Here is a 24506-nt window from a genome sequence, read left to right as displayed (position 1 = left end):
AAAAAGCTGACCTTTCTCAGCTTTTTCTTTGTAATCTATCGTAAATGCTATAGATTTTTGATATAATAGAGTGTATTTTGTTTACATAAAAGAGAGAAAATCATGCAAAAACTAGAGAAATTAAAATCTGAATTAGAGGGAATCGACATTCGCTTCAATGAGCCTTTGAGTCAATACACCTACACAAAGGTCGGGGGTGCAGCCGATTTCTTAGTTTTTCCCCGCAATTGTTATGAGCTGGCTCGCATTGTCAATTTTGCTAACCAAGAGGACATTCCTTGGATGGTGCTGGGAAATGCCAGTAATATCATTGTGCGAGATGGCGGTATTCGAGGTTTCGTGATTATGTTTGACAAGCTCAACAATGTAGCGGTGGATGGCTATATGATTGAGGCAGAGGCTGGTGCTAATCTGATCCAGACTACTCATATCGCCCTGCAGAACAGTCTGACAGGCTTTGAGTTTGCTTGTGGTATTCCAGGCAGCGTCGGCGGAGCTGTCTTTATGAACGCTGGAGCTTATGGCGGTGAGATTGCTCATGTTTTGGTATCTTGTAAGGTACTGACTCCTCAGGGGCAAGTCAAAACGCTGGACGTTCGGGATATGAAGTTTGGCTATCGTCATTCACTGGTTCAGGAAACGGGCGATATCGTTATTTCTGCTAAGTTTGCTCTTTCACCTGGTGTTCACAGAACGATTCGTCAGGAAATGGAGCGCTTAACCCATCTGCGGGAGCTCAAGCAGCCTTTGGAATATCCATCTTGTGGATCTGTTTTCAAGCGTCCTTTGGGTCACTTTGCTGGTCAGCTCATTAGTGAGGCAGGCCTTAAGGGGCATCGTATCGGTGGTGTAGAGGTATCTGAGAAACATGCCGGCTTTATGATTAACGTTGATAAAGGAACGGCTCAAGATTATGAAAATCTTATCGCTCATGTGATTGAAAGGGTGCGGGAAAATTCAGGTATTACTCTGGAGCGCGAAGTCCGCATCATTGGTGAATCTCTGTAAGACAGATTGATTTCCAGTAGAAGTATGCTGGATAAGGAACTGCAGCTGGCTGCAACTTAGTAAGGGGGTGAAAGCCTATCGACACGGAATTTATAAAGGGCCTTTACAGCCCTCACGAGGTAGCAGCGGTCTGACAGAACCCTTAATCTGTTAATACGAGAAAGAAGGAATTTATGACAATTGAAAAAACCAATCATCGAGTTTAAAAACGTTTCAAAAGTTTTTGAAGATAATAACACTGTCGTTCTGAAAGATATTAATTTCGAGCTGGAAGAAGGAAAGTTCTATACTTTGCTGGGGTCTTCTGGTTCTGGAAAATCAACGATTCTGAACATCATTGCTGGACTTTTGGATGCGACGGACGGGGATATTTTTCTTGATGGCGTCCGCATCAATGATATTCCGACTAATAAAAGAGACGTTCACACGGTTTTTCAGTCCTATGCACTGTTTCCGCATATGAATGTTTTTGAAAATGTTGCCTTTCCGCTGCGTCTGCGCAAGGTTGATAAAAAAGAAATTCAAGAGCGGGTTGCTGAAGTACTGAAAATGGTTCAGCTGGAAGGCTTTGAGCGCCGTTCTATTCGCAAACTGTCGGGCGGTCAGCGCCAGCGTGTAGCCATTGCGCGGGCAATCATTAATCAGCCGCGGGTTGTTTTGCTGGATGAGCCTCTGTCTGCTCTGGATTTGAAGCTGCGTACAGATATGCAGTATGAGCTGCGGGAATTGCAGCAACGTCTGGGCATTACTTTTGTCTTTGTCACGCACGACCAAGAGGAAGCCCTGGCTATGAGCGACTGGATTTTCGTTATGAATGACGGTGAAATTGTTCAGTCGGGGACGCCTGTCGATATTTATGACGAGCCTATTAATCATTTTGTTGCAACCTTCATTGGCGAGTCCAATATTCTGCCAGGTAAGATGATTGAGGACTATCTGGTTGAGTTTAACGGCAAGCGCTTTGAAGCAGTTGATGGTGGGATGCGCCCAAATGAATCTGTTGAAGTGGTGATTCGGCCGGAGGACTTGCGGATTACTCTGCCAGAAGAAGGCAAGCTGCAGGTTAAAGTTGATACCCAGCTTTTCCGTGGTGTCCACTATGAGATTATCGCTTACGATGAACTGGGCAATGAATGGATGATTCACTCAACTCGCAAGGCCATTGTTGGTGAAGAAATTGGCCTGCATTTCGAGCCTGAAGATATCCATATCATGCGTCTCAATGAAACTGAAGAAGAATTCGATGCCCGTATCGAAGAATATGTAGAAGTAGAAGAGCAGGAAGCGGGTCTGATCAATGCCATTGAGGAGGAACGCGATGAAGAAAACAACCTCTAATCTTTTTCTCTTGCCCTATCTACTCTGGATTTTCCTCTTTGTATTGGCACCTGTTGTCATGATTATCTGGAAGTCCTTCTTTAACATTGAGGGGCAGTTTACGCTGGAAAATTACCAGACCTACTTCACATCTCAGAACTGGACCTATCTCAAGATGAGTCTGAATTCGGTCCTTTATGCAGGGATTATTACTGTTGTAACCCTGCTGATTTCCTATCCGACCGCATTCTTTTTGACTCAGCTCAAGCTCAAGCAGCTCTGGCTGATGCTGATTGTCCTGCCGACCTGGATCAATCTCCTGCTCAAAGCTTATGCTTTCATTGGTATTTTCGGTCAGAATGGCTCAATCAATCAATTTTTGACTTTTATCGGAGTAGGACCGCAGCAGATTCTCTTTACGGACTTTTCATTTATCTTTGTAGCTAGCTACATTGAGCTACCCTTTATGATTCTGCCCATTTTCAACGTTCTGGATGATTTGGATCCTAATCTTATCAATGCCAGCTACGACTTGGGAGCTAATCGCTGGGAGACTTTCCGTCGGGTTGTTTTCCCTTTGTCCTTGAATGGTGTCAGAAGTGGGGTGCAGTCAGTCTTTATCCCTAGTCTCAGCCTCTTCATGCTGACCCGCTTAATCGGGGGTAATCGGGTAATTACTCTGGGAACTGCCATTGAGCAGCACTTCCTGACCACTCAGAACTGGGGCATGGGCTCTACTATCGGAGTGGTACTGATTGTTGCTATGCTCTTTACCATGTGGGCAACCAAGGAAAGGAGAGGGCGATGAAAAAAATTGCAAATCTCTATTTGGCCTTTGTCTTTTTGGTGCTCTATATCCCCATCTTTTACCTGATTGCTTATGCTTTTAATGCTGGGGAAGATATGAATCGCTTTACAGGATTCAGTCTCAGCCATTTCCAGAATCTCTTTGAGGATTCACGTCTGATTTTGATTTTGGTTCAGACTTTCTTTCTGGCTTTCCTGTCTTCGTTGATTGCGACGCTGATTGGGACTTTTGGAGCCATCTATATCTATCAAGCCCGCAAGAAGTATCAGGATGCCTTTCTGTCTATCAACAATATCCTCATGGTAGCGCCGGATGTCATGATTGGGGCTAGTTTCCTGATACTCTTTACTACTGCAAAATTCCAGCTGGGCTTCCTGTCTGTGCTGGCTAGCCATGTGGCCTTTTCCATTCCGATTGTGGTGCTGATGATTCTTCCGCGTCTGAAGGAAATGAATGATGATATGATTAAGGCTGCCTATGACTTAGGTGCCAGCCAATTGCAAATGCTGAAAGAAATCATGCTTCCTTATCTGACTCCAGCTATCATCGCTGGCTACTTCATGGCCTTTACCTACTCACTAGATGACTTTGCTGTGACCTTTTTCGTTACAGGCAATGGCTTCTCGACTCTGTCTGTTGAGATATACTCCCGCGCTCGTCAGGGAATTTCTCTGGAAATCAATGCCCTGTCAGCCTTGGTCTTTCTCTTCAGCATTGCTTTGGTAATTGGGTATTACTTTATCACCCGTGAGAAGGAGGAGACTGTATGAGAAAGCTCTATTCATTTTTAGCGGGGATTCTGCTGATTATCTTAGTCTTGTGGGGTGTCAGCTACCAGATCGAAAGTCGGACGCAGAGTAAAGAAAGCGATAAGTTAGTTATTTACAACTGGGGTGACTATATTGATCCTGAGCTGCTGACTGAGTTTACTAAGGAAACTGGTGTCCAAATCCAGTACGATACATTTGACTCCAATGAAGCTATGTATACAAAAGTGAAGCAGGGCGGCACAACCTACGACATTGCTATTCCCAGTGAATATATGATTGCCAAGATGATGAAGGAAGGCTTGGTAGAAAAGCTAGATCATAGCCAGATTAAAGGTTTGGAAAATATCGGATCTGACTTTTTAGACCAGCCTTTCGATCCTGGGAATCAGTATTCGATTCCTTATTTTTGGGGAACGCTGGGTATTGTCTACAATGAAAAAATGGTTGATAAAGCTCCAGAGCATTGGAATGACCTTTGGCGTCCTGAATACAAAAACTCCATCATGATGATTGATGGAGCTCGTGAAGTCATGGGAATTGGTCTGAACTCAGACGGTCATAGTCTCAACTCCAAAGATGCTAATCAGCTGCAGGAGGCTGTCGATAAGCTCTATACTCTGACGCCAAACATCAAGGCCATTGTGGCTGATGAGATGAAGGGATACATGATTCAGAACAATGCAGCTATCGGTGTGACCTTTTCTGGTGAGGCTCGTCAGATGCTAGAGGCCAATGAAGACCTGCGCTATGTCGTGCCTACAGAAGCCAGCAATCTTTGGTTTGATAATATTGTCATTCCCAAAACAGTCAAAAATAAAAAAGCAGCCTATCAGTTTATTAACTTTATGCTGAGACCGGAAAATGCTTATAAGAACGCCCTTTATGTTGGTTATTCGACACCAAATCTTCCTGCCAAGGCCATGTTGCCTAAGGAGATTCAGGAAGATGAGGCCTTTTATCCGACTGAGGAAACGATGAAACATCTGGAAGTTTATGAGCAGTTGGGCCCTAAATGGTTGGGAACCTACAATGACCTCTATCTTCAAGTCAAGATGTATCGTAAGTGATAGTCAAATAAGGTTACTTGATGAATACAAGAAAAACGCCTGGCTCAATGAGCTAGGCGTTTTCTGCTTGCTTAGTTTGAAGCTTCTGTCTGAGTGTTGGTTGCTGTATCTGCAGCAGAGCTAGAGGCACTAGTGTCGCCTGCTGCTGTATCTGCAGCAGAGCTAGACGAACTAGTCTCAACAGCTGCTGTATCACTGCTGGAAGCTGCTGTATCAGTTGCAGTTGTTGAAGCAGGGTTGCTAGTTTCTTTTTCGATTTCCTTGATGATGGTAGTCGTTGCAGTAGAGCTGCTGGTATCAGTTTTTGATTTTTCATCTTTTTGGCCAGTCAGATTCATGATCGTGATGCTGGCAATGATGATAGACAAGATACTGGCAACCGTTGCAATAGTCTTTTGGAAGGCTGAAAGGCCGGTTTTAATATGCTGTTTAGTAGGTTTTTTAGATGATTTTGTCTTATTTTTATTACTACGAGAATAGTTTTCCATGCTTGCAAGAATCTCCTTTTAAAATTTCAATGATTTCTTATCTCTCATTATACGTTTTTTATCTGAAAATGTCTTTAAAAAATCAAATTTTTATTTATGAAAACGCACACAGAAGATTGCTGTCAAGAAAAGAAACTGCTCAAATTTGGATTGAGCAGTTTCTTGAGCTAGAATAGCAAAGTAATCATGCCTTCTCATCTTGGAGTGCAGCTTGAGCGACAGCCAGCCTAGCTGCTGGAACTCGATAAGGAGAGCAGGAAACGTAGGTGACACCAATTTCTTGGAAGAAAGGAATGGAAGCCGGATCACCACCGACCTCGCCACAAATGCCGATAGGAAGTTCAGGCTTAACTTGACGCCCTTTGCTGATAGCTATCCGCATCAATTCACCAACGCCGTCCTGGTCAATACTTTGGAAAGGATCAAAAGGAAGAATTTCTTTCTCCTTATAATGGCCGATGAATTTTCCAATATCGTCTCGTGAGAAACCGTAGGTCATCTGGGTCAGATCGTTAGTACCAAAGCTAAAGAAGTCCGCTTCTTGAGCCAGCTGGTCTGCAACCAGACAGGCACGCGGAAGTTCAATCATGGTGCCAATTTCATAAGGGAAAGGCTCCAGACCTTGATGCCTAAAGAGTTTGGTGATATGTTGGGTAAGAAAGGCTTTGACAGAGTCCAGCTCAGCCTTGTCTGCAATCAGCGGAATCATGATTTCTGGTTTGACGGTCAATCCTTCCTGACTCAGCTTGATAGCACTCTTGAAGACGGCTTCGACTTGTATCTTGTAAATCTCTGGTTGCGTAATCCCCAGACGGCAGCCACGGTGGCCTAGCATTGGATTGCTTTCTTGCAGCTGTTCAATGCGGCGAGTCAGTTTTTCTGGTGACTTGTGCAGCTTGTCAGCCAAAGCCTTGATTTCCTGTGAATCTTTAGGTAGAAATTCATGCATCGGCGGATCCAAAAGACGGATAATCATAGGTTTGTCCTGAACTGCTTGGAACATTTGATAGAAGTCTTCTTCTTGGAACTCCAGCAGTTTTTTGAGGGCGGATCTGGTTTCCAATTCGTTGTCGGCTAGAATCAGGCGCCGCATTTCTAGAATTCGTTCCTGATCAAAGAACATGTGTTCAGTACGAGCAAGACCGATACCTTTTGCCCCAAACTTAATAGCTGTTTTCAAATCCTGAACGGTCTCTGCGTTGGCACGGACTTTGAGTTGTGCGAACTTATCTGCCCATGAAAGCAAGCGGTGAAGTTCTTGGTCATTTTCGATTAGGACGGTCGGAATTTCTCCGCTATAAATGCGTCCAGAGCTACCATCAACTGAAATGACATCACCCTCAGTCAAGACAAGGCTTCCGCAGGAAACAGTTTTGCTGTCCTCGCTGATGGTCAGCTCACCGCAGCCAGCCACACAACAGGTTCCCATTCCCCGAGCTACGACAGCCGCATGAGAGGTCATACCGCCCTGACTGGTTACGATGGCCTGGCTGACAACCATACCTTCAATGTCTTCAGGTGAAGTTTCCTGGCGGACTAAAATGACCTTTTTACCCAAGGAGTGGTAGTCTTTGGCGCGCTCAGCTGTAAAGACAATCTCGCCAGTTGCAGCACCTGGGCTGGCTGGCAGTCCTTGAGCCAAGAAAGGAGCATCTTGCAGAGCTTTTTCTTCAAATACAGGATGGATGAGTTGGCTAATCGTAGCAGGAGATACGCGCTGGAGAGCTTCTTTTTTGCTGATAATGCCCTCGTCTACCAAATCTAAGGCGATTTTCAAAGATGCTTTGGCGGTTCGTTTACCGTTTCTAGTTTGGAGAATATAGAGTTTACCCTTTTCGATGGTAAATTCGATATCTTGCATGTCTTTATAGTGGTTTTCGAGAATCTTAGCATAGTCTTGGAAGGCTGCATAGGCCTGAGGGAGAGCTGTCTCAAGTGCAGCGATAGGCTCAGGTGTTCGAATGCCGGCTACGACATCCTCTCCTTGTGCATTGAGCAAAAATTCGCCAAATAACTGATGCTCACCGCTGGCAGGGTTTCTCGTGAAGACAACACCTGTACCACTGGCCTGGTCGCTATTTCCGAAAACCATGGCTTGGACATTTACCGCTGTTCCCAGGTCGTGAGGAATATCATTCAAGTTGCGGTAAACCTTTGCTCGAGGGTTATTCCAAGACTTGAAGACCGCCTTGATAGCAGCATAGAGCTGTTCTTTAGAGCTTTGGGGGAAGGTTTGATGATGCTCGCGATAAAGCTGCTTATACTGCTCAATCAAAGCTTGGTGCTCTTCCAGTGTGAAATCCTTGGCCTGTTTGCCAGCATTCTTTTCAAAATAGCCCAAGAGGTCATCGAACTCGTCCTTGGAAATACCATAAACGACATCAGCAAACATTTGAAGCAGACGGCGGTAGCAGTTGTAGGCAAAGTCAGCATTGGTCTGCTCAGCCAGAGTCTGGGTTCTTAAATCGTTTAGACCTAGATTGAGAATAGTGTCCATCATGCCCGGCATAGAAAACTTGGCTCCGCTTCGAACAGACACTAAGAGCAAGGCTGAGTCGTTGCCGCTGAAATATTTACCGGTTTTTTCTTCTAATTCAGTAACCGCTTCCAAAATATCTTCTTTTAAAGAAGATTCAAAGAAATAAGGACTTTCTAAATATTCGATACAGCTTTCTGTGGTAATAGTAAAACCTGGAGGGACAGGCAGTCCCAAATTGGTCATTTCAGCTAGGTTGGCTCCTTTTCCGCCAAGCAGGGCTTTGTCATCTGCACATCCTTCCTCGAAGGAGTAAATCCATTTCGCCATATTTACCTCCAAAATTATGAAATATGTGTCATATTGTAGGACAACTACATTGTAATATACATCACATATATTTGTCAACCGAAAAAAGCATCCTGTTTTATTGACAATTTTTCTTTTTTTGTTATAATGTGTTACAAAATGATGATTATTTAAACGTTTAAAAATAAAATATGAGTAATAATTCCTAAATTTTAAGCGAAATCAGGCTAATCATCTATTATAAAGAACGAAGGAGTCAGACCTATTTGAAATTAAGTGAACGGCAAAAGAAAATTGTAGAAATTGTAAAAGAACACCAGCCACTCAGCGGTGAGAAAATCTCTGAATTACTCGATATTTCTCGGGCGACCTTGCGCTCGGACCTGTCTTTTCTGACCTTGGTTGGGATTTTGAAGGCTACGCCAAAAGTTGGTTACACGTACTCGGGCTCGGATTTAGAGACGCTTTTCTTTTTCGATACCTTTCGAAAGGAAGTGGCGGAAATTATGACATCTCCTGTTTTGGTATCTCATGATTCCTTTATTCAAGATGCCATTATCACCTTATTTATGTATGATGCGGATGTTCTCTATGTCATTGATGAGCATAAGCTGCTCTTGGGGATTTTGTCGCGTAAGGACTTGCTGCGGGCTTCGCTCAATACTAACATTGACAGCACGCCTGTAGCGGTCTGCATGACCCGAATGCCCCATATTAAAACTTGCTACAAGGATATGAATATTTTGGAAGCGGCAGCAGTTTTGCAGGATTTTGCGATTGATTCACTGCCGGTAGTGGATAAGGATAATGAACGTAAGCTTTTAGGAACTGTGACCAAGTCAGCTCTGCTGGATTATATTATTCAAGAGGCCAGAAGCGCTGAGGTTAATAGATAAGAGGAATGAACATGAAGAAAGAAATTATTGTTTACAGCATTTCAGATTCTTTGGGGGGGACTTCGCAGAAGCTGTTGTCTGCAGTGACAGCCCAGTACCCAGATATTATTTTTAATAACAGCTATCGTTTTCCATTTATCAACAAGGAAGAAGAATTGCTGGATATTCTGCGCGATGCCATCAAGGACGATGCCCTTGTCATCAGTACACTGGTCGATGGTAGGCTAGCTGCTGCAGCTAGGGAGTTCAGTAAGTCCAATGGCCTTGCTTATTTGGATTTGATGCACCCATTTTTTGAGATTATTAGAGAAAAGACGGGCACCAATCCTATAGAAGTTCCGGGTACACTGCACCGGCTGGACACTGAGTATTTTAATAAAATCTCCGCTATTGAGTTTGCAGTTAAATACGACGATGGCAAGGCACCGCAAGGTTTTTTAGATTCAGACTTGGTCCTCTTGGGGGTCTCCCGTACATCTAAAACACCACTCAGTATTTATCTGGCTAATAAAGGCTACAAGGTTTCTAACCTGCCTTTGATTCCAGAAGTCCCTCTGCCTCAGGTCTTGGATAAGGTTGATCCGGAGCGGATTATCGGCCTCTTATGTGAGCCAGAAAAACTGTCTAAGATACGAAGTAATCGTTTGAATTCTCTGGGATTGACCCAGTCAACCAGCTATACAGATCTGGAAAAAATATACGAAGAACTGGACTACTCAAAAGAAGTCTTTAAAAAGTATCGGGCACATGTCATCAATATCACTGATAAATCAATCGAGGAGACGGCTTTCTTGATTGAAGATCATTTAAAGAAATTGAGATAAGAAAGAAGATTGAGTGAGCGGTTATATAGTGAGGACTGAAGATGGAGCAATATAAGCGTATTTTACTGAAAGAATTTGATACCCGGCAGAAGGTCATTACAGAGCTGACTAACCTAGAGGCAATTTTGAACTTGCCCAAAGGAACGGAGCTGTATATAAGTGACATTCACGGGGAGTTTGCTGCTTTTGACTATATTTTGAGAAGCTGTGCAGGTATTCTCAATGAGAAGATTAAGGACTGTTTTGGAGACAGCTTGTCAGAAGAACACAAAGACCGCCTGTCAGCGTTGGTTTCCTATCCTGAGCTTGTGTTGGGGGAAGAAACTAAAGGCCAAGACTGGTATCAGGAAACCATTCCTCAGCTCTTGAACTTGCTGGCTTTTGCGGGTGCCAAATACAGTCGCTCCAAGGTTAGAAAGGCCTTGCCGCCACAATATGCCTATATTATAGAGGAGTTGCTCTATAGTGACAGGGCTTTAGCTGATAAAAAATCCTATTTTGAGAATATCCTGACTTATGTGATTGAATTGCGGGAAGCGGTGCCTTTTATTCTAGGCTTGGCCCGAAGTATTCGGCAGTTGTTGATTGACCATCTGCATGTGGTTGGAGATATTTTTGACAGAGGAGCCGGCAGTGCTCAGGTCATGGATGAACTGCAGCGTTTTCACTCGCTCGATATTCAGTGGGGCAATCACGACATTATCTGGATGGGAGCCTTTTTTGGCTCTAAGGCTTGCTTACTCAATGTGCTGCGCATCGCAGCTCGCTATGGCTATCTCTGGGATATAGAGAAAGATTATGGTTTAAACCTGCGCTCCTTGACTCTTTTTGCGGACAAGACTTACCAGTCTAATCCTAAGTTTAGGCCTATTCTTGGTGGCAGAGAGCAGGAGTTTTCTGAAGAGGAAATTCTGCAACTGGAAAAAGTTCACCAAGCCTTGTCGATTATCCAGTTCAAGCTGGAAAATCAACTCATCAAACGACGGCCTGAATTCCAGATGCAGGACCATGTTATGCTGGACAAGATTGATTATTGGGAAGAAAGCATTACCATTGACGATACTAAGCATGCCCTAGTCAACACCTGCTTCCAAACGGTTAATCCGGAAAATCCGTCAGTTTTGACACCAGAAGAAAATCAAGCTGTAGACAGTATGCTGGCCTCATTCCAAAGTTCTCTAAAGATGGCTGAGCATATGAGTCTTCTGATGAACAAGGGCTCTATGTATAAGATTTACAACCAGCACTTGCTTTTTCACGGCTGCATTCCTCTGGAGCCGTCAGGAGAATTCCAGCCTTTCATTCTCAATCAAGCCCATTATGCAGGCAAGGAATTGCTTGATTTCTTCGAGTATCATATTCGGCAGTCGGCCAAGGATAAGGAAGTGAGCGACGATTTGTCGACTGATTTGATTTGGTATTGCTGGAAAGGTAAGCTGTCGCCCTTGTTTGGTAAAGAAAAGATGACCACATTGGAGCGCTATTTCATTGAAGATAAGGTCACCCACAAGGAAGTGGAAAATTCTTATTTTTCTTATCGTAATTCTGAGAAAGTCTGCCAGCTGATTTTGGAAGAATTTGGCCTCTTTTCTCAAGAGTCTAGGATGGTCAACGGTCATACTCCGGTTAAGACGGGCAAGGGAGAGTCGCCTATCCGTGGTGGAGGTCTGCTCTTTGTCATTGATGGTGGCCTCTGCAAGGCCTATCAGAAGAAGACTGGAACGGCTGGCTATTCACTGCTCAATAATTCCTATGGCTTCCAGCTGGTGACCCATCAGCCTTTCCAAAACGCTCAAAAAGTTGTAGAATCGCCCTTTGCTCAAACCTCCCTGAAAAAGGTGATTGAAAATGTAGAGGAACGAACCCTCATCAAATCTACTACCATTGGTCAGAGTTTGTTCGCTCAACAACAGGAACTCTTTGGCTTATTGCATGAGTTTTATGACCGTTGAAGTTTAGCCCTAAGTTCTAAGAATTTAGGGCTTTTTCTTTCTTGTTCCAGTTTCTCTTTCGTGTTACAATAGGAGTATTGAAATTTAGAGGAAAGAACATGATTTATTTAGATAATTCAGCGACAACCAAACCTTATCCCGAGGCTTTGGCCGCTTACACAGAAGTAGCTTCTAAAATCTGGGGAAATCCATCCAGTCTGCACAGTTTAGGCAGTCAGGCAACCCGTCTTTTAGAAGCTTCTCGTCGGCAAATAGCAGAGCTTTTAGGCAAGTCTTCGTCAGAGATTTTTTTTACGTCTGGAGGGACAGAAGGGGACAACTGGGTACTTAAGGGAGTTGCTTTTGAAAAAGTTCCTTTTGGCAAACACATCATCGTATCCAACATTGAGCATCCAGCGGTTAAAGAATCAGCTCTCTGGCTGCAGAGTCAAGGGTTTGAAGTGGATTTTGCCCCAGTTGATAAGGCAGGTTTTGTTGATGTAGATAAGCTAGCAGAGCTGATTCGACCAGACACCACTCTGATCTCCATCATGGCAGTCAATAATGAAATCGGCAGTATTCAGCCCATTCAGAAAATATCCGAACTGCTAGCAGACAAGCCGACTATTTCCTTTCATGTGGACGCTGTGCAGGCCGTTACGAAGATTCCGACAGCTGCTTATCTGACGGATCGCGTGGATTTTGCGACATTTTCCAGTCATAAATTTCACGGTGTCCGGGGCGTAGGATTTGTCTATATCAAGTCTGGCAAGAAAATCAGTCCCCTCTTGACTGGTGGCGGTCAGGAGTCGGACAAGCGCTCGACGACGGAAAATCTAGCTGGCATTGCAGCAACAGCTAAGGCTCTGCGTTTGTCCATGGAAAAGCAAGAAGTATTTGCCCAGCGGACGGCTCATATGAAGAAGATTCTCTTTGAAGAGCTGCAGAAGTATCCAGATGTGGTGATTTTCTCAGACATGGAAAATTTTGCGCCTCATATACTAACCTTTGGTATCAAGGGAGTGCGGGGTGAAGTCGTCGTTCATGCATTTGAAGACTACGAGATTTATATCTCGACTACCAGCGCTTGTTCTTCCAAGGCTGGAAAGCCAGCAGGTACCCTAATCGCTATGGGCGTCGAGAAATCTCTCGCTCAGACTGCTGTCCGTATCAGTTTGGATCTTGACAATGATATGAGCCGGATGGAGCAGTTTTTGACAACTTTTAAAATTATTTACGAAAAAACCAGAAAAGTAAGGTAAACAATGCATTATTCAGAAATTATGGTGCGCTACGGTGAGCTCTCAACCAAGGGCAAGAACCGCATGCGCTTTATCAACAAGCTCAAACGCAATATCCAGGCTGTTTTGTCAGTCTATCCGCAGGTCCATGTCAAGGCTGACCGTGACCGGACCCATGTCTATCTGCATGGAACAGACTATCAGCCGGTCGCTGAGTCGCTCAAGCAGATTTTTGGGATTCAGAATTTCTCGCCGTCTTACAAAATTGAAAAATCTGTACCAGCCCTAATCGAAGCTGTCCAATCCATTATGAAGGACGTCTATCAAGAGGGCATGACCTTTAAAATTACCAGCAAGCGAAGTGATCACAGTTTTGAATTGGATAGCCGCGAGCTTAACCATACACTTGGTGATGCTGTTTTTGAGGCTATTCCCAATGTTCAGGTCAAGATGAAAGCGCCGGATATTGAGCTACGTGTCGAAATTCGTGAAGAAGCGGCCTATATTTCTTATGAGACGATTCGTGGTGCTGGAGGCCTGCCAGTTGGTACTTCAGGAAAGGGTATGCTCATGCTGTCGGGAGGAATTGACTCACCGGTGGCGGGCTATTTGGCTCTCAAGCGGGGGGTAGATATCGAGGCGGTTCACTTTGCAAGTCCGCCTTACACCAGTCCAGGTGCGTTGAAAAAAGCTCAGGATCTGACTCGGAAATTAACCAAGTTTGGCGGCAACATCCAGTTTATCGAAGTGCCTTTTACAGAGATTCAGGAGGAAATCAAGGCCAAGGCTCCAGAAGCCTATCTCATGACACTGACCCGTCGCTTTATGATGCGTATTACGGACCGGATTCGAGAGGAGCGGAGCGCTCAAGTCATTATCAACGGAGAAAGTCTTGGTCAGGTGGCAAGTCAAACGATTGAGAGTATGCAGGCTATCAACGCTGTAACCAATACACCGATTATACGTCCTGTCGTGACCATGGACAAGCTGGAAATCATTGACATTGCTGAAAAAATCGATACTTTCCAAATCTCTATCCAGCCATTTGAAGACTGCTGTACCATTTTTGCTCCAGACCGGCCTAAAACCAATCCAAAAATCAAGAATGCAGAGCAGTACGAAACTTACCTAGATGTTGAAGGTTTGGTAGAACGCGCTGTTGCAGGCATCATGATTACAGAAATCAGACCACAAGCAGAGACTGATGAAGTTGACGAGCTGATTGAGGGGCTGTTGTAATAGCAAGAATGAAGTAGTCTTTGTGCATTAGCAGACAAAATCTAAAAACAATTCTTAAAAATCCGTTTTCATGAGATGAAAAAGCTTGCTAAAGAGCTGCAGAAGTGCTATACTTATAGAGTTGACTATGCACATTCCTGTGCAACCGCACGAACATCGTTGCTCGTCGTATAACAAATTTAAACTTCGTCATTGTCGCTTTGCCTAACACAAGTTATGCCTTCGGCTCAATTCCTAGTTTATTCTTTGTTATACTTAGAGCTCTTCTCTTAAGTGGTTCGTCCCACGATGCTAGGCGAGTCTTCACAAAATTCGGGGAAACCCCAAAAAATCATAGGAGGTGCATAATGAGCACATACGCAATCATTAAAACTGGCGGAAAACAAGTTAAAGTTGAAGTTGGTCAAGCAATCTACGTTGAAAAGTTGAACGCTGAAGCTGGTCAAGATGTTACTTTTGATGAAGTTGTTCTTGTTGGTGGTGAAAACACTGTTGTAGGAACTCCGCTTGTTGCTGGAGCTTCTGTTGTCGGAACTGTTGAAAAACAAGGCAAGCAAAAGAAGGTTGTTACTTACAAGTACAAACCTAAAAAAGGCAGCCATCGTAAACAAGGTCACCGTCAACCATATACAAAAGTTGTCATCAACGCTATCAACGCTTAATTTTAAGGAGATTAAATGATACAAGCAGTCTTTGAAAGAGCCGAAGATGGCGAACTGAGGCGTGCAGAAATCACAGGTCACGCCGCGAGTGGTGAATACGGCTTTGATGTCGTGTGTGCGTCCGTTTCGACGCTCGCCATTAATTTTGTCAATTCAGTTGAGAAATTCGCAGGCTACGAACCAAACTTAGAATTAAACGAAATAGAAGGCGGTTATCTGAAGGTTGAAATTCCTCAGGATATACCGTCACACCAAAGAGAAATGACTCAGCTTTTCTTTGAATCATTTTTCCTAGGAATGGCAAACTTATCGGAGGACTCATCTGAGTTCGTCCAAACCAGAGTTATCACAGAAAACTAACACGGAGGAAAAACATTATGTTAAAAATGAATCTTGCTAACTTGCAACTATTCGCCCACAAAAAAGGTGGAGGTTCCACATCTAACGGACGTGATTCACAAGCGAAACGTCTGGGAGCTAAAGCAGCTGACGGTCAAACCGTAACTGGCGGCTCTATCCTTTACCGTCAACGCGGCACTCACATCCATGCAGGTGTCAACGTTGGACGTGGCGGAGACGATACTTTGTTCGCAAAAGTTGAAGGTGTAGTACGCTTTGAACGCAAAGGACGCGATAAGAAACAAGTTTCTGTTTACCCAATCGCTAAATAATTAATAAGAAATCCCCATGCTCGGATATTGAGCATGGGGATTTCTTATTAGAGACGGCACGATAAAGTATTTATTTAATAATTCATGATGATGCTCATCAATTTTAGCATACAAACTCTGAGAATATTCTAAAATTTTAATTTTTAGACTAATAAATATCTGAAATCGCTTGCAGTTCCTATTTTTTTATGTTATTCTATATAAAATAGATGCAATCATGTTTCTAAATCTAAAAAGATAAGGAGAAATTATGGAAAAAGAATCATTTAAACTTCCAGGCTTTTCATTGTACAAATTGAAAGTTGGATTAGCATCAGCAACTCTTCTATTTGCCTTTTCACAAGCTTCGCATGTTTTTGCAGACCAGGTTGGCACACCACCTTCAAGCGGTATAGCAAAAACTGAAGCAGTAAGCTCTCCGATTGAAGCTGCAGGTGCTGAAATTGCTGCTGATACGACGAAACCTGTTGTTGAAGAATCTGCAGCGAAACCAGGAGATTTGATCGATGTCTCAAAAAATGTATCGCCTCTTGATGTCAAAGAAAGTCAAGAAGGCAATCAAACAGTCCGTGTTGAAACGGCGACTGTTGATGTTACAAAGACAGAAGTGGCTCCGGCAAAGGTTGATAAGGCGCCAGATCCAATAACTAGACGTACTGAAAATACTTTATCTGGCACAGATGAAAATGGGAATCCCTATACGCAGTACGAGCGAGTGGATAAGACTACAACCATTACCTACACCTCAACGCCACCAACTGTAACAAAAGCTGGTTCAGCTGATATTGTCTTTGTTGTCGACCGTTCAGGATCCATGGGCAGCACAATTGATATTGTTCGTGCAAATATTAATGAATTTGTACGAAATATTACTAAAGAGGGGATTACAGCACGTTTTGGCTTGGCGACATTTAGTGATGAAGTCTACGGCCGTAATTCTGGCAGCAAAGATGAAGATACGGTTCTAACACGGTTTGGGTCATCTTATTTTACAACTGATCCGGCTGAGCTCGAAAAGGCATTGGCTGCGATTCGTATAGCGAGTGGAGGAGATACTCCAGAAACACCAACTCCTGCCCTGAACCAGATTATTTCGACCTATGATTGGTCTAAGTCATCTAAAAATAAGAAATTCGTCGTTTTATTAACAGATGCTGAAATGAAAGAAGATCCTTCAATTCCAACGGTTGCTGATACACTTGCGGCTCTAAAAGCTGCTGGTATAGAAAGAACTGTAGCGACGGTAAAAGCGATTGAGGGAATTTACAAAAATTTTGCAACAGAAGGCAGAGTGCTTGATATCGAAAATAACTTGGCTGATGCTCTGACAAAGGGAACCACTTCATGGATTGTTGAAAGTGTCAATGAAGCACGTTATTATAAAATCATAAAAGATAGTTATCAATTCTATCTTGAGCGTCGTACTACAATGCCTACATCTACCGTCTACCATGTTCAGGCACCAACACTTTTGGCCAAATCAGAACAGTCTCTTCCTAAAACAGGAAGTAGCGAAAAGGCAGTCTATAGTGTTGTGGGGCTTGGTTTGCTTCTGGCTGGATTGGGACTAGGTATTAGTGTAAGAAAATCAAAAGAACAATAACCATCTGCTTATAAAAAATGAATTTTCTATTTGAGTGATTTTGAATAAAATAAATACCAGAAACGAAGACATACGTCCTCATTTCTGGTATTTTTCGTTATGGTGTAACTTCTTCGTCTTTTATATTGACAACGCCATGCCAATTAGTATAATAGGTCTTTCCTTTGTAGTCGAAAGAACCTTGCCTCAAAAGATCGCCATACTCGGTAAAGTAATAATAGTACTTGCCAATCTTATAAAGTCCGTTTTTATAAGGTGTCCCATCTTCTCCAAAGTAATAAGTATATTCAGAGTAATTAACAAATCTGTTTTTGACCATTTCTCCGTAAGAATCAAAGAAGTATTGCTTGCCGTCTACACTGTAAAGATTGATGACCCTTCGTCCTTTTTCGTCAAAATAATAGACTTTACCTGTTGGGCTAGTATAGAAGGAGTTTTTTAGATTCGTCGGAATTTGTTCTCCTGGATCATCCCGAACTTCGTATATAGATCTATAAGGATCAAGTGCATAGTATTTACCCTTGTAAAGAACGATTCTATTTCTAATCCTTTCACCAGTTTCTTCATCAATAGAGCTAGGAAGGTCACGCTTAGGAGCTTCCGGAACCTTGATAGGTCCTGGATCATCAAAGATAGTAGGGTCGTCCTCAATATCTGGTACACTAGGATCGTAAATACCAACTTCACGTCTAGAAACCCAGTCAGGGATTGACTTGTTCTCCGCTCGAACTGTTCCAGTGGAAATCAAAGCAGCGGCTAAAGTCGCAGCAGAAGCCAGGGAAAGCCCCAGCCAGTAGCGGCGGTTGAGCATTACTTTAGTCTTCTTTTCTTGTCTCATAGCAAATCCTTTCTATGCAACTGTTAGCACAAGATAAAAGAATCTTGTTTTTAACAGTTAGGTTATGTTATTTCTATAAAATTATACCTCTGTAACATTTCTATAATATTGTAATACTATTTCATTTTTATAGAGATTATATTACTAATTGGTGATAAAAACAAACAATAATTAGATAATATGTAAACGTTTACAAACATCGTTTTTTGTGCTATTATTATAGGGATGAAAGGAGAATGCCTATGATGAAAAGGTATAAATTGCTATTGGCACTTGCCTTGTCATTGCTTGTTTTTTGGCCATTGGGAGCCATAAAGGCGGATACAGCCAATCAGCCGCTGGAATCTGCTAACCAGTCTGAACAAGCAAGTGCTGCAGTTGTAACGGACTCTTCTGATAGTGGTGTAGGAGCTAGTGGTACGCCAAGTCAGGATAGTCAGATTGCCGAAAAAGCCTTGCCAGTCTCTGATGCTCCGTCAGTTGCAGCTACTGAAACTGCTGCTTCAACCAAAGAAGGCAATACTGGTAATTTAGTAGAAGATTCTGCCAAACCAGCGACTGCCCAGCCTGCAGAAGTTTCCTCAGCTGCCAATCAGACGCAGGATCAGGAAGCGAGTGATGCGCCGCCGGCTTCTAAGAGAGTGCAGCAGCTTGTGGCGGATATGACGCTTCGTCAGAAGATTACCCAGATGCTGATGCCAGACTTCAGAAAATGGCAGCAAGAGGGGCAGGCCTCTCAGTCTGATATGACAGAGCTTAATAAAGAAGTTGCAGAAGCGGTTGATAAATACGACTTTGGTGGTGTCATTCTTTTTGCTGAAAATGTGAAGGGAACTGCTCAAACCTTAGCCTTGACGCAAGCCCTGCAGCAAGCAGCTATAAGCAATCAAGCTAAAAATGGTAAGCTGCCGCTCTTGCTCGCGATTGACCAAGAAGGTGGTATCGTCTATCGTTTGGGCAGCGGGACAGCTCTTCCTGGCAACATGGCAGTTGGCGCGACGCGTGATCCGGAATTGGCTAATCAAGCAGGTCAGATCATCGGACGGGAACTATCTGCTCTAGGTTTAAATGTCAACTTTGCCCCAGTTTTTGACACAAATAACAATCCGCAGAATCCCGTTATTGGTTTGCGTTCCTTCTCTTCAGATCCTAAGGTGGTTGCCCGTTTGGGAACGGCTATGATGGAGGGGATTCAGAAATACAATGTTGCAGTAGCGGCTAAGCATTTCCCTGGGCATGGTGATACGGCGGTAGATTCTCATACTGGTCTGCCTCTGGTAGATAAGTCCTATGCAGAGTTAGAAGCACTGGAGTTGCTTCCTTTCAAGGCTGCCATTGACAAAAACGCTGATATGCTGATGACAGCCCATATTCAGTATCCTCAGATTGAAAAAGACACGGTTATATCTAAACAAACTGGGGAAACCATCTATATCCCTGCTACCTTGTCTGATGACATTATTACCGGCATTGTTCGCAAGAAATTTGGCTACAAGGGAGTGGTGGTATCTGATGCTATGGGCATGGATGCAATTGCCAAAAACTTCGGAGAATCTGAAGCGGCTATCATGGCTATCAAATCAGGTGTAGATGTGGTGCTGATGCCAACCGTCTTACGCAGCAAGAGTGATTTAGCTAAAATCGATAAGATTATCAACGATATTGAACAGGCAGTTCAGAGAGGCGATATTCCAGTCAGCAGATTGGATGAGTCAGTGACTCGCATCTTGAATCTAAAAGAAAAACGAGGTATTTTAGACTTTGACCCATCTGAACGTACCCAAGCTAAGGCTGAAGTAACTGTTGGCTCAGAGTTAAACAGAGATACTGAACGAAAAATCGCTGCTAGTGCAGTGACCGTAGTTAAAAACGATGATACTGTTCTGCCTTTTAAGGTCAAATCTGGTGACAGGATTTTGCTGTTAGCTGCTTATGACGATGAAGTGCCTGGACTAGAGCTGGGTGTCAAGCGTCTGATAGCGGACGGAGTGATTCCAGCAGGTGTCACATATGAAGCGCTAAACTACAGCAAAACAACCAAGTTAGAAGATTTGAAAGGGAAGATTGACCAAGCAACTCACCTAGTCTTGATTTCTGAAATTGGGCGTCAATCTCAACTAGCCAGCGATTTCTGGCTGACAAGAGTTCCGACAGAAGTTGTGGGCTATGCAAATGAAACTGGAAAACAAGCAGCTATCATGAGCATTTCTAAACCTTATGATGTAGCGAATTATCCTAATGCCAAGGCTATTGTAGCAGTTTATGGAAACAAGGGTATGGATCCAACTGAGTCTTTGAAGCCGGACAATGCCTTCGGCCCTAATATCCCAGCTGGTGTGGAAGTCATTTTCAATGGTCAAAATCATGTTGGGAAGTTACCAGTAAATGTGCCGAGTATCAAGGATGGTATCATGTCCGAGACAGAGGTAGCCTATCCTATCGGGCATGGTCTCTTTTATACAGATCCGGTTAAGGATATCAAAGTCAATATCCCTGCATCTGCTCAGCTAGATCAGCCTTTTACAGCTACGGTTACCCTGAGTGAATTAAACGGTCTAGAGAAAAATGACTACCGTCTTGCCCTTAAGATTGATAGTCAGCATTTCAACATCCTGCCAAGTCCTGACTATACCATCTCTGGCGATACTGTTCTGATTTCTAAAAAAGCCAATGATTCCAATCCGGTTGAGATCAGCTTGAAAGGTTTAGTAGAGGGTCAGTTCAGTCCGGTACTTTCTCTGACCTTGATTGACAGTCAAGATAGAGAATTCAGCATGGGAGAAGGTTATTACAAGGAGCTTGTTCAGATTGCTGCAGCTGGGCAGAACACGATTCCAGGCCAACAAACTCCTCCTCAGTTGAGTTTGCGTTCTGTTGAACCTGTAAGTTCTCGTCAGCAACTAAGTCAGCAGGCTGCACAGGTAAGCCAGCTTCCCAAAACAGGAGACAGCAGCAGTTTGTTCTTAGTCTTGCTGGGTGCTTTGTTCTTGTTTGGAGCTGTCTATCTATATGACTTGTCTTCTCGCAGACTATAATCAATAAAAGAATGAGCGAGCAGTGTTGAAGAGCTCACAGTTCTAATCATTCTTGATAAAATAACAAAAAGGAAGAATCCAAAGCAAGTTTGCAGTAAAAGCGGATTCTTCTTTTTTACTTGGAATTTTGTAGGAATGCTGCAGCAGAGAGCTTTGCGAGTTTTCTAAAAATACGTAGGCTTGAATATTTTACTCAACTGTCATCGGTTTACTATTTACTTTTTATACGCTTTTTGGTATAATAGTTCATGTTATAAAATGTAACATCAAAGGAGGTTCTATCCATGAAAGCATCAAAGTGGCTGATTGCGACTGGAGTTGCACTGAGTGCCGGGCTATTGCTAACGGCTTGTAGCCAGTCTTCATCTAGCACAAATAATTATACTTACGTTTATAGTTCAGACCCTGACAGCTTGAACTATCTTGCTACAAACCGTGCAACGACAAATGATGTCATTTCCAACCTGGTCGATGGACTTTTTGAAAATGACGAGTACGGAAATCTGGTTCCCTCTATCGCGAAGTCATGGACAGTTTCTAAGGACGGTCTGACCTATACTTATAAGCTGCGTGATGATGCTAAATGGTACACATCCGATGGTGAAGAATATGCAGAAGTAAAAGCTCAGGACTTTGTGACTGGCTTGAAGTATGCAGCGGATGAAAATTCTGAAGCTATTTATCTAGTTCAGGACTCTGTGAAGGGCTTGGATGCTTATATCAAGGGTGAAGATAAGAATTTTGACAATGTTGGTGTCAAAGCTATTGATGACCATACCCTGCAATACACTTTGGCCCGTCCGGAGCCTTACTGGAACTCTAAAACGACCAGTACGATTCTTTTCCCAGTCAATGAAGAGTTTCTGAAAGCAGAAGGAAGCAATTTTGGCTCTGTCAAGCCATCTAGCATCCTCTATAATGGTCCTTACTTGCTCAAGTCTCTGACTTCCAAGTCTGTGATGGAATTTGTCAAGAACCAAAACTACTATGACAAAGACAATGTGACTCTGGATAGCATCAAGCTGACTTATTACGATGGAAATGATCAGGAAGCGCTGATTCGTAACTTTAGCGATGGCGTCTACAGTACTGCTCGTCTCTATCCGAATAGCTCTGGCTTTGCTTCAGTCAAGAAGAAATATGCTGACAATATCGTGTACAGCCCGCAGGATTCTACTTCTTATTACTATAATTTCAACTATAACCGTCAGTCTTACAATCATACTTCTAAAACAACAGACGCTCAAAAATCTGCTACTAACGAAGCAATCATGAACAAAGACTTCCGTCAGGCTATCAACTTTGCCTTTGACCGTACATCTTATGGTGCGCAAGGAAATGGTGAAGACGGAGCGACTAAGGTCTTGAGAAATACCTTAGTGCCGCCTACTTTTGTCCAAATTGGCGACAAGGACTTTGGAACCGTTGTTGGGGAAAAATTAGTCAACTATGGCAGCCAATGGCAAGGAATTGACCTCTCTGACGCTCAAGATCCTTACTACAATCCTGAAAAAGCTAAGGCGAAATTTGCAGAAGCGAAGCAGGCCTTGCAGGCTAAGGGAGTTGAATTCCCAATTCACTTAGATATGCCTGTGGATCAGTCTAGCACTATTGGAGTTCAATGGGCTAGCTCAACCAAGCAGTCTATCGAATCGGCTCTTGGAGCAGAAAATGTCGTCATTGATCTGCAAAAGATGAGCACAGACGATCTTAATAACATCACCTATTTTGCTAACTCTGCTGCTCAAAAAGACTATGATATGTCTACTGGTGGTTGGACCGGTGACTACCAAGACCCATCTACCTACTTAGATACTCTCAATATCAAGAACGGCGGAAGCTTGCAAAACTTTGGTTTTGAACCAGGTCAAGACAATGATAAGATTAAAGAGCTTGGCTTGGATACATATACTAAGATGCTGGAAGAAGCCAATGCTGAAACCAACGATGTGCAGCTGCGTTATGAAAAGTATGCAGAAGCGGAAGCTTGGTTGCTAGATAGCGGCTTGATTATTCCGACTGTTTCACAAGGAGCAACACCGTCTGTTACTAAATCAGTGCCATTTACAAAGGCCTACTCACCAGTTGGTGTCAAAGGTTCAGCTTACAACTTCAAGCTGACTCAGCTTCAGAAGGATGTTGTAACGACCAAAGAATATGAAGCTGCTAAGAAAAAATGGAAAGAAGAAGCTACTGCGGCAAATAAAAAAGCCCAGGAAGAACTTGCTGACCACGTTGAAAAATAAAAAACGGTTAACTTAGCGACATTGGGGCTGGATTTTTCCAGCCTCTTTTTGAATGACTTGACTAAGGTTTTTGTAGTAAAATAGAAAGAAATACTGGAAGGAAGTGAAAGAGATGAAAGTAAGAATTTATAGTGCATTACCTGAGAAAGAAAAGCAGGTATTATTTGAATTAGTTCAAGAGTGTAATAAGGTAGATGGAGGCTATAGACTGCCCTATCTGGATAATAATTATAATGCAGATCCTGAAATGCCAGCCTTCTTTTTGGCTGAGATGGATGGCCGAACCGTCGGCTTTTTATCTGTCTACGCGGATGAACCTGGCCAAGCAGAGGTTTCTCTCTATGTTCTGCCGGCGTATCGCCGTCAGGGTGTGGCTAATCAACTCCTAGCTGATTTTGCCAAGGTAGCTGATCAGTATGATTTGACCGAGATTGAGTATGTAGCGGAGCTGGCTTTTTTGAACGATCAACCTGACTTTGCTAGGAGATTTGATTACCAAGAGGATGAAGCGGAAATCTGGCTGGCACAGCCTGCTCAAGCTTTTCCTCTAGAAGAAAGAGAAGGGATTGAGGTTTTGCAGGGGAGTTTGGACTTGGCTGAAGAGATTGCAGCCTTTCAGTCCCAAGTCTTTGAGACACCGCTAGATGTTGCCTTGAAATACGCCAGAGAAGCCGTTAGCAGTGGTTCCAGTCTGCTTTATATCTTGAAGAAAGATGGTAGAGTTGTAGCTTCTGTGTCGATTGATACGGATTTTGGGACTAATTATTTATTCGGTTTGGCGGTTAATCAAGATTTTCAAGGTCAGGGGCTAGGAAGCTATCTCTTGCTTGCAAGTATGCAGGATTTAAATGAGCGCAATGGACAGGAGTTTCAGATTGTAGTAGAAAAGCAGAACACCCGAGCTTCGAAACTCTATAAAAAGCTAGGCTTCAAAGAGATGACAGAGGTTGTTTATCTAAAAGAAAAATAGCAAATTTGTCTCAGATTGCTCATTAACTTAAAAAGAGAAACTGGCTTCTTACAGCTGGTTTCTTTTGTTCTGCCTTTGTTTATGGTATAATGAGACGATATGTAAAG

20 protein-coding genes are annotated in these 24506 nt (G+C 43.2%); 17 read left to right on the top strand and 3 right to left on the bottom strand.

The genetic code is table 11. The annotated features are described in order from the left end of the window. The first annotated feature begins 102 nt into the window (after window positions 1-102). The 5 genes from murB to FKX92_RS04040 all read left to right on the top strand — a co-directional run bounded on the left by murB (window position 103) and on the right by FKX92_RS04040 (window position 4970). Window positions 103-1008 carry a UDP-N-acetylmuramate dehydrogenase gene (murB, locus tag FKX92_RS04060; protein WP_061591850.1) on the top strand — a complete coding sequence of 302 codons (906 nt, stop codon included), beginning with the start codon at window positions 103-105 and terminating at the stop codon, window positions 1006-1008. Window positions 1009-1188: 180 nt separating this feature from the next. Further along, window positions 1189-2346, top strand: coding sequence for an ABC transporter ATP-binding protein (locus FKX92_RS04055; protein WP_002904388.1), 1158 nt, complete (start codon window positions 1189-1191; stop codon window positions 2344-2346). Then, entirely contained in the window at window positions 2327-3133 is an 807-nt protein-coding gene (locus tag FKX92_RS04050; RefSeq protein ID WP_149565598.1) for an ABC transporter permease, read from the top strand. The genes FKX92_RS04055 and FKX92_RS04050 overlap by 20 nt, the downstream gene beginning before the upstream one ends. Next, on the top strand, window positions 3130-3903 hold the full coding sequence (locus FKX92_RS04045; protein WP_002900472.1) for an ABC transporter permease: 774 nt from the start codon (window positions 3130-3132) through the stop codon (window positions 3901-3903). Before FKX92_RS04050 ends, FKX92_RS04045 begins: the two co-directional genes overlap by 4 nt. Continuing rightward, window positions 3900-4970: an ABC transporter substrate-binding protein gene (locus FKX92_RS04040; protein WP_061595209.1), complete on the top strand. Its 1071-nt coding sequence runs from the start codon at window positions 3900-3902 to the stop codon at window positions 4968-4970. The genes FKX92_RS04045 and FKX92_RS04040 overlap by 4 nt, the downstream gene beginning before the upstream one ends. Before the next feature lie 71 nt (window positions 4971-5041). On the opposite strand, the gene FKX92_RS04035 is transcribed toward FKX92_RS04040, so the two are convergent. Next, entirely contained in the window at window positions 5042-5458 is a 417-nt protein-coding gene (locus FKX92_RS04035; protein ID WP_004187116.1) for a DUF6556 family protein, read from the bottom strand. 184 nt (window positions 5459-5642) lie between these two features. After that, window positions 5643-8264 (bottom strand): pyruvate, phosphate dikinase, encoded by a 2622-nt coding sequence (ppdK, locus tag FKX92_RS04030; protein WP_149565597.1) that lies wholly within the window; start codon window positions 8262-8264, stop codon window positions 5643-5645. A gap of 245 nt (window positions 8265-8509) precedes the next feature. Here ppdK and FKX92_RS04025 point away from each other — a divergent pair, with 245 nt between their 5' ends. From FKX92_RS04025 to FKX92_RS03985, 9 genes are all read left to right on the top strand, one after another. Further along, window positions 8510-9139, top strand: coding sequence for a CBS domain-containing protein (locus tag FKX92_RS04025; protein ID WP_002921433.1), 630 nt, complete (start codon window positions 8510-8512; stop codon window positions 9137-9139). 5 nt (window positions 9140-9144) lie between these two features. After that, entirely contained in the window at window positions 9145-9963 is an 819-nt protein-coding gene (locus tag FKX92_RS04020) for a pyruvate, water dikinase regulatory protein (RefSeq protein WP_002921431.1), read from the top strand. Window positions 9964-10004: 41 nt separating this feature from the next. After that, the gene (locus FKX92_RS04015) at window positions 10005-11915 is read left to right on the top strand and encodes a fructose-1,6-bisphosphatase (RefSeq protein WP_149565596.1); all 1911 of its coding nucleotides are present in this window, start codon (window positions 10005-10007) and stop codon (window positions 11913-11915) included. 98 nt (window positions 11916-12013) lie between these two features. Further along, window positions 12014-13156, top strand: a complete 1143-nt coding sequence (locus FKX92_RS04010) for a cysteine desulfurase family protein (RefSeq protein ID WP_149565595.1) — start codon at window positions 12014-12016, stop codon at window positions 13154-13156. A 3-nt stretch (window positions 13157-13159) separates the two neighbouring features. Next, window positions 13160-14374, top strand: coding sequence for a tRNA uracil 4-sulfurtransferase ThiI (gene thiI, locus FKX92_RS04005; protein WP_002921425.1), 1215 nt, complete (start codon window positions 13160-13162; stop codon window positions 14372-14374). A gap of 347 nt (window positions 14375-14721) precedes the next feature. Continuing rightward, the gene (gene rplU / locus FKX92_RS04000) at window positions 14722-15036 is read left to right on the top strand and encodes a 50S ribosomal protein L21 (RefSeq protein ID WP_002904398.1); all 315 of its coding nucleotides are present in this window, start codon (window positions 14722-14724) and stop codon (window positions 15034-15036) included. 15 nt (window positions 15037-15051) lie between these two features. Next, on the top strand, window positions 15052-15396 hold the full coding sequence (locus FKX92_RS03995) for a ribosomal-processing cysteine protease Prp (RefSeq protein WP_002900460.1): 345 nt from the start codon (window positions 15052-15054) through the stop codon (window positions 15394-15396). Between the two features lie 17 nt (window positions 15397-15413). Beyond that, the gene (gene rpmA, locus FKX92_RS03990; RefSeq protein WP_002895619.1) at window positions 15414-15707 is read left to right on the top strand and encodes a 50S ribosomal protein L27; all 294 of its coding nucleotides are present in this window, start codon (window positions 15414-15416) and stop codon (window positions 15705-15707) included. 250 nt (window positions 15708-15957) lie between these two features. Next, a complete protein-coding gene (locus FKX92_RS03985; RefSeq protein WP_149565594.1) occupies window positions 15958-17310 on the top strand; it encodes a vWA domain-containing protein in 1353 nt (450 codons plus the stop codon). A 97-nt stretch (window positions 17311-17407) separates the two neighbouring features. Here FKX92_RS03985 and FKX92_RS03980 read toward each other — a convergent pair whose 3' ends face one another. Further along, window positions 17408-18148, bottom strand: a complete 741-nt coding sequence (locus FKX92_RS03980; RefSeq protein WP_149565593.1) for a hypothetical protein — start codon at window positions 18146-18148, stop codon at window positions 17408-17410. Window positions 18149-18384: 236 nt separating this feature from the next. On the opposite strand from FKX92_RS03980, the gene FKX92_RS03975 reads away from it, so the two are divergent. The 3 genes from FKX92_RS03975 (at window position 18385) to FKX92_RS03960 (ending at window position 24399) form a co-directional block, all read left to right on the top strand. Then, a complete protein-coding gene (locus FKX92_RS03975) occupies window positions 18385-21183 on the top strand; it encodes a glycoside hydrolase family 3 N-terminal domain-containing protein (RefSeq protein WP_187759375.1) in 2799 nt (932 codons plus the stop codon). 284 nt (window positions 21184-21467) lie between these two features. Beyond that, the gene (locus FKX92_RS03970; RefSeq protein WP_101771300.1) at window positions 21468-23429 is read left to right on the top strand and encodes a peptide ABC transporter substrate-binding protein; all 1962 of its coding nucleotides are present in this window, start codon (window positions 21468-21470) and stop codon (window positions 23427-23429) included. A gap of 112 nt (window positions 23430-23541) precedes the next feature. Then, on the top strand, window positions 23542-24399 hold the full coding sequence (locus FKX92_RS03960; protein ID WP_187759374.1) for a GNAT family N-acetyltransferase: 858 nt from the start codon (window positions 23542-23544) through the stop codon (window positions 24397-24399). The last annotated feature ends 107 nt before the right edge of the window (window positions 24400-24506 follow it).

Origin of the sequence: Streptococcus sanguinis (assembly GCF_008329445.1) — a bacterium.
Lineage (GTDB): Bacteria > Bacillota > Bacilli > Lactobacillales > Streptococcaceae > Streptococcus > Streptococcus sanguinis_O.
The sequence above is the reverse complement of the archived record's forward strand: the minus strand, read 5'-3'. Positions and strand labels throughout refer to the sequence as shown.

Excerpts from the sequence above, each read along its gene's own strand:
- murB (WP_061591850.1), top strand. The coding sequence starts at position 103 with ATGCAAAAACTAGAGAAATTAAAATCTGAATTAGAGGGAATCGACATT.
- FKX92_RS04050 (WP_149565598.1), top strand. The coding sequence starts at position 2,327 with ATGAAGAAAACAACCTCTAATCTTTTTCTCTTGCCCTATCTACTCTGG.
- FKX92_RS04045 (WP_002900472.1), top strand. The coding sequence starts at position 3,130 with ATGAAAAAAATTGCAAATCTCTATTTGGCCTTTGTCTTTTTGGTGCTC.
- FKX92_RS04040 (WP_061595209.1), top strand. The coding sequence starts at position 3,900 with ATGAGAAAGCTCTATTCATTTTTAGCGGGGATTCTGCTGATTATCTTA.
- FKX92_RS04035 (WP_004187116.1), bottom strand. The coding sequence starts at position 5,458 with ATGGAAAACTATTCTCGTAGTAATAAAAATAAGACAAAATCATCTAAA.
- ppdK (WP_149565597.1), bottom strand. The coding sequence starts at position 8,264 with ATGGCGAAATGGATTTACTCCTTCGAGGAAGGATGTGCAGATGACAAA.
- FKX92_RS04020 (WP_002921431.1), top strand. The coding sequence starts at position 9,145 with ATGAACATGAAGAAAGAAATTATTGTTTACAGCATTTCAGATTCTTTG.
- FKX92_RS04015 (WP_149565596.1), top strand. The coding sequence starts at position 10,005 with ATGGAGCAATATAAGCGTATTTTACTGAAAGAATTTGATACCCGGCAG.
- FKX92_RS04010 (WP_149565595.1), top strand. The coding sequence starts at position 12,014 with ATGATTTATTTAGATAATTCAGCGACAACCAAACCTTATCCCGAGGCT.
- thiI (WP_002921425.1), top strand. The coding sequence starts at position 13,160 with ATGCATTATTCAGAAATTATGGTGCGCTACGGTGAGCTCTCAACCAAG.
- rplU (WP_002904398.1), top strand. The coding sequence starts at position 14,722 with ATGAGCACATACGCAATCATTAAAACTGGCGGAAAACAAGTTAAAGTT.
- FKX92_RS03995 (WP_002900460.1), top strand. The coding sequence starts at position 15,052 with ATGATACAAGCAGTCTTTGAAAGAGCCGAAGATGGCGAACTGAGGCGT.
- rpmA (WP_002895619.1), top strand. The coding sequence starts at position 15,414 with ATGTTAAAAATGAATCTTGCTAACTTGCAACTATTCGCCCACAAAAAA.
- FKX92_RS03985 (WP_149565594.1), top strand. The coding sequence starts at position 15,958 with ATGGAAAAAGAATCATTTAAACTTCCAGGCTTTTCATTGTACAAATTG.
- FKX92_RS03980 (WP_149565593.1), bottom strand. The coding sequence starts at position 18,148 with ATGAGACAAGAAAAGAAGACTAAAGTAATGCTCAACCGCCGCTACTGG.
- FKX92_RS03975 (WP_187759375.1), top strand. The coding sequence starts at position 18,385 with ATGCCTATGATGAAAAGGTATAAATTGCTATTGGCACTTGCCTTGTCA.
- FKX92_RS03970 (WP_101771300.1), top strand. The coding sequence starts at position 21,468 with ATGAAAGCATCAAAGTGGCTGATTGCGACTGGAGTTGCACTGAGTGCC.
- FKX92_RS03960 (WP_187759374.1), top strand. The coding sequence starts at position 23,542 with ATGAAAGTAAGAATTTATAGTGCATTACCTGAGAAAGAAAAGCAGGTA.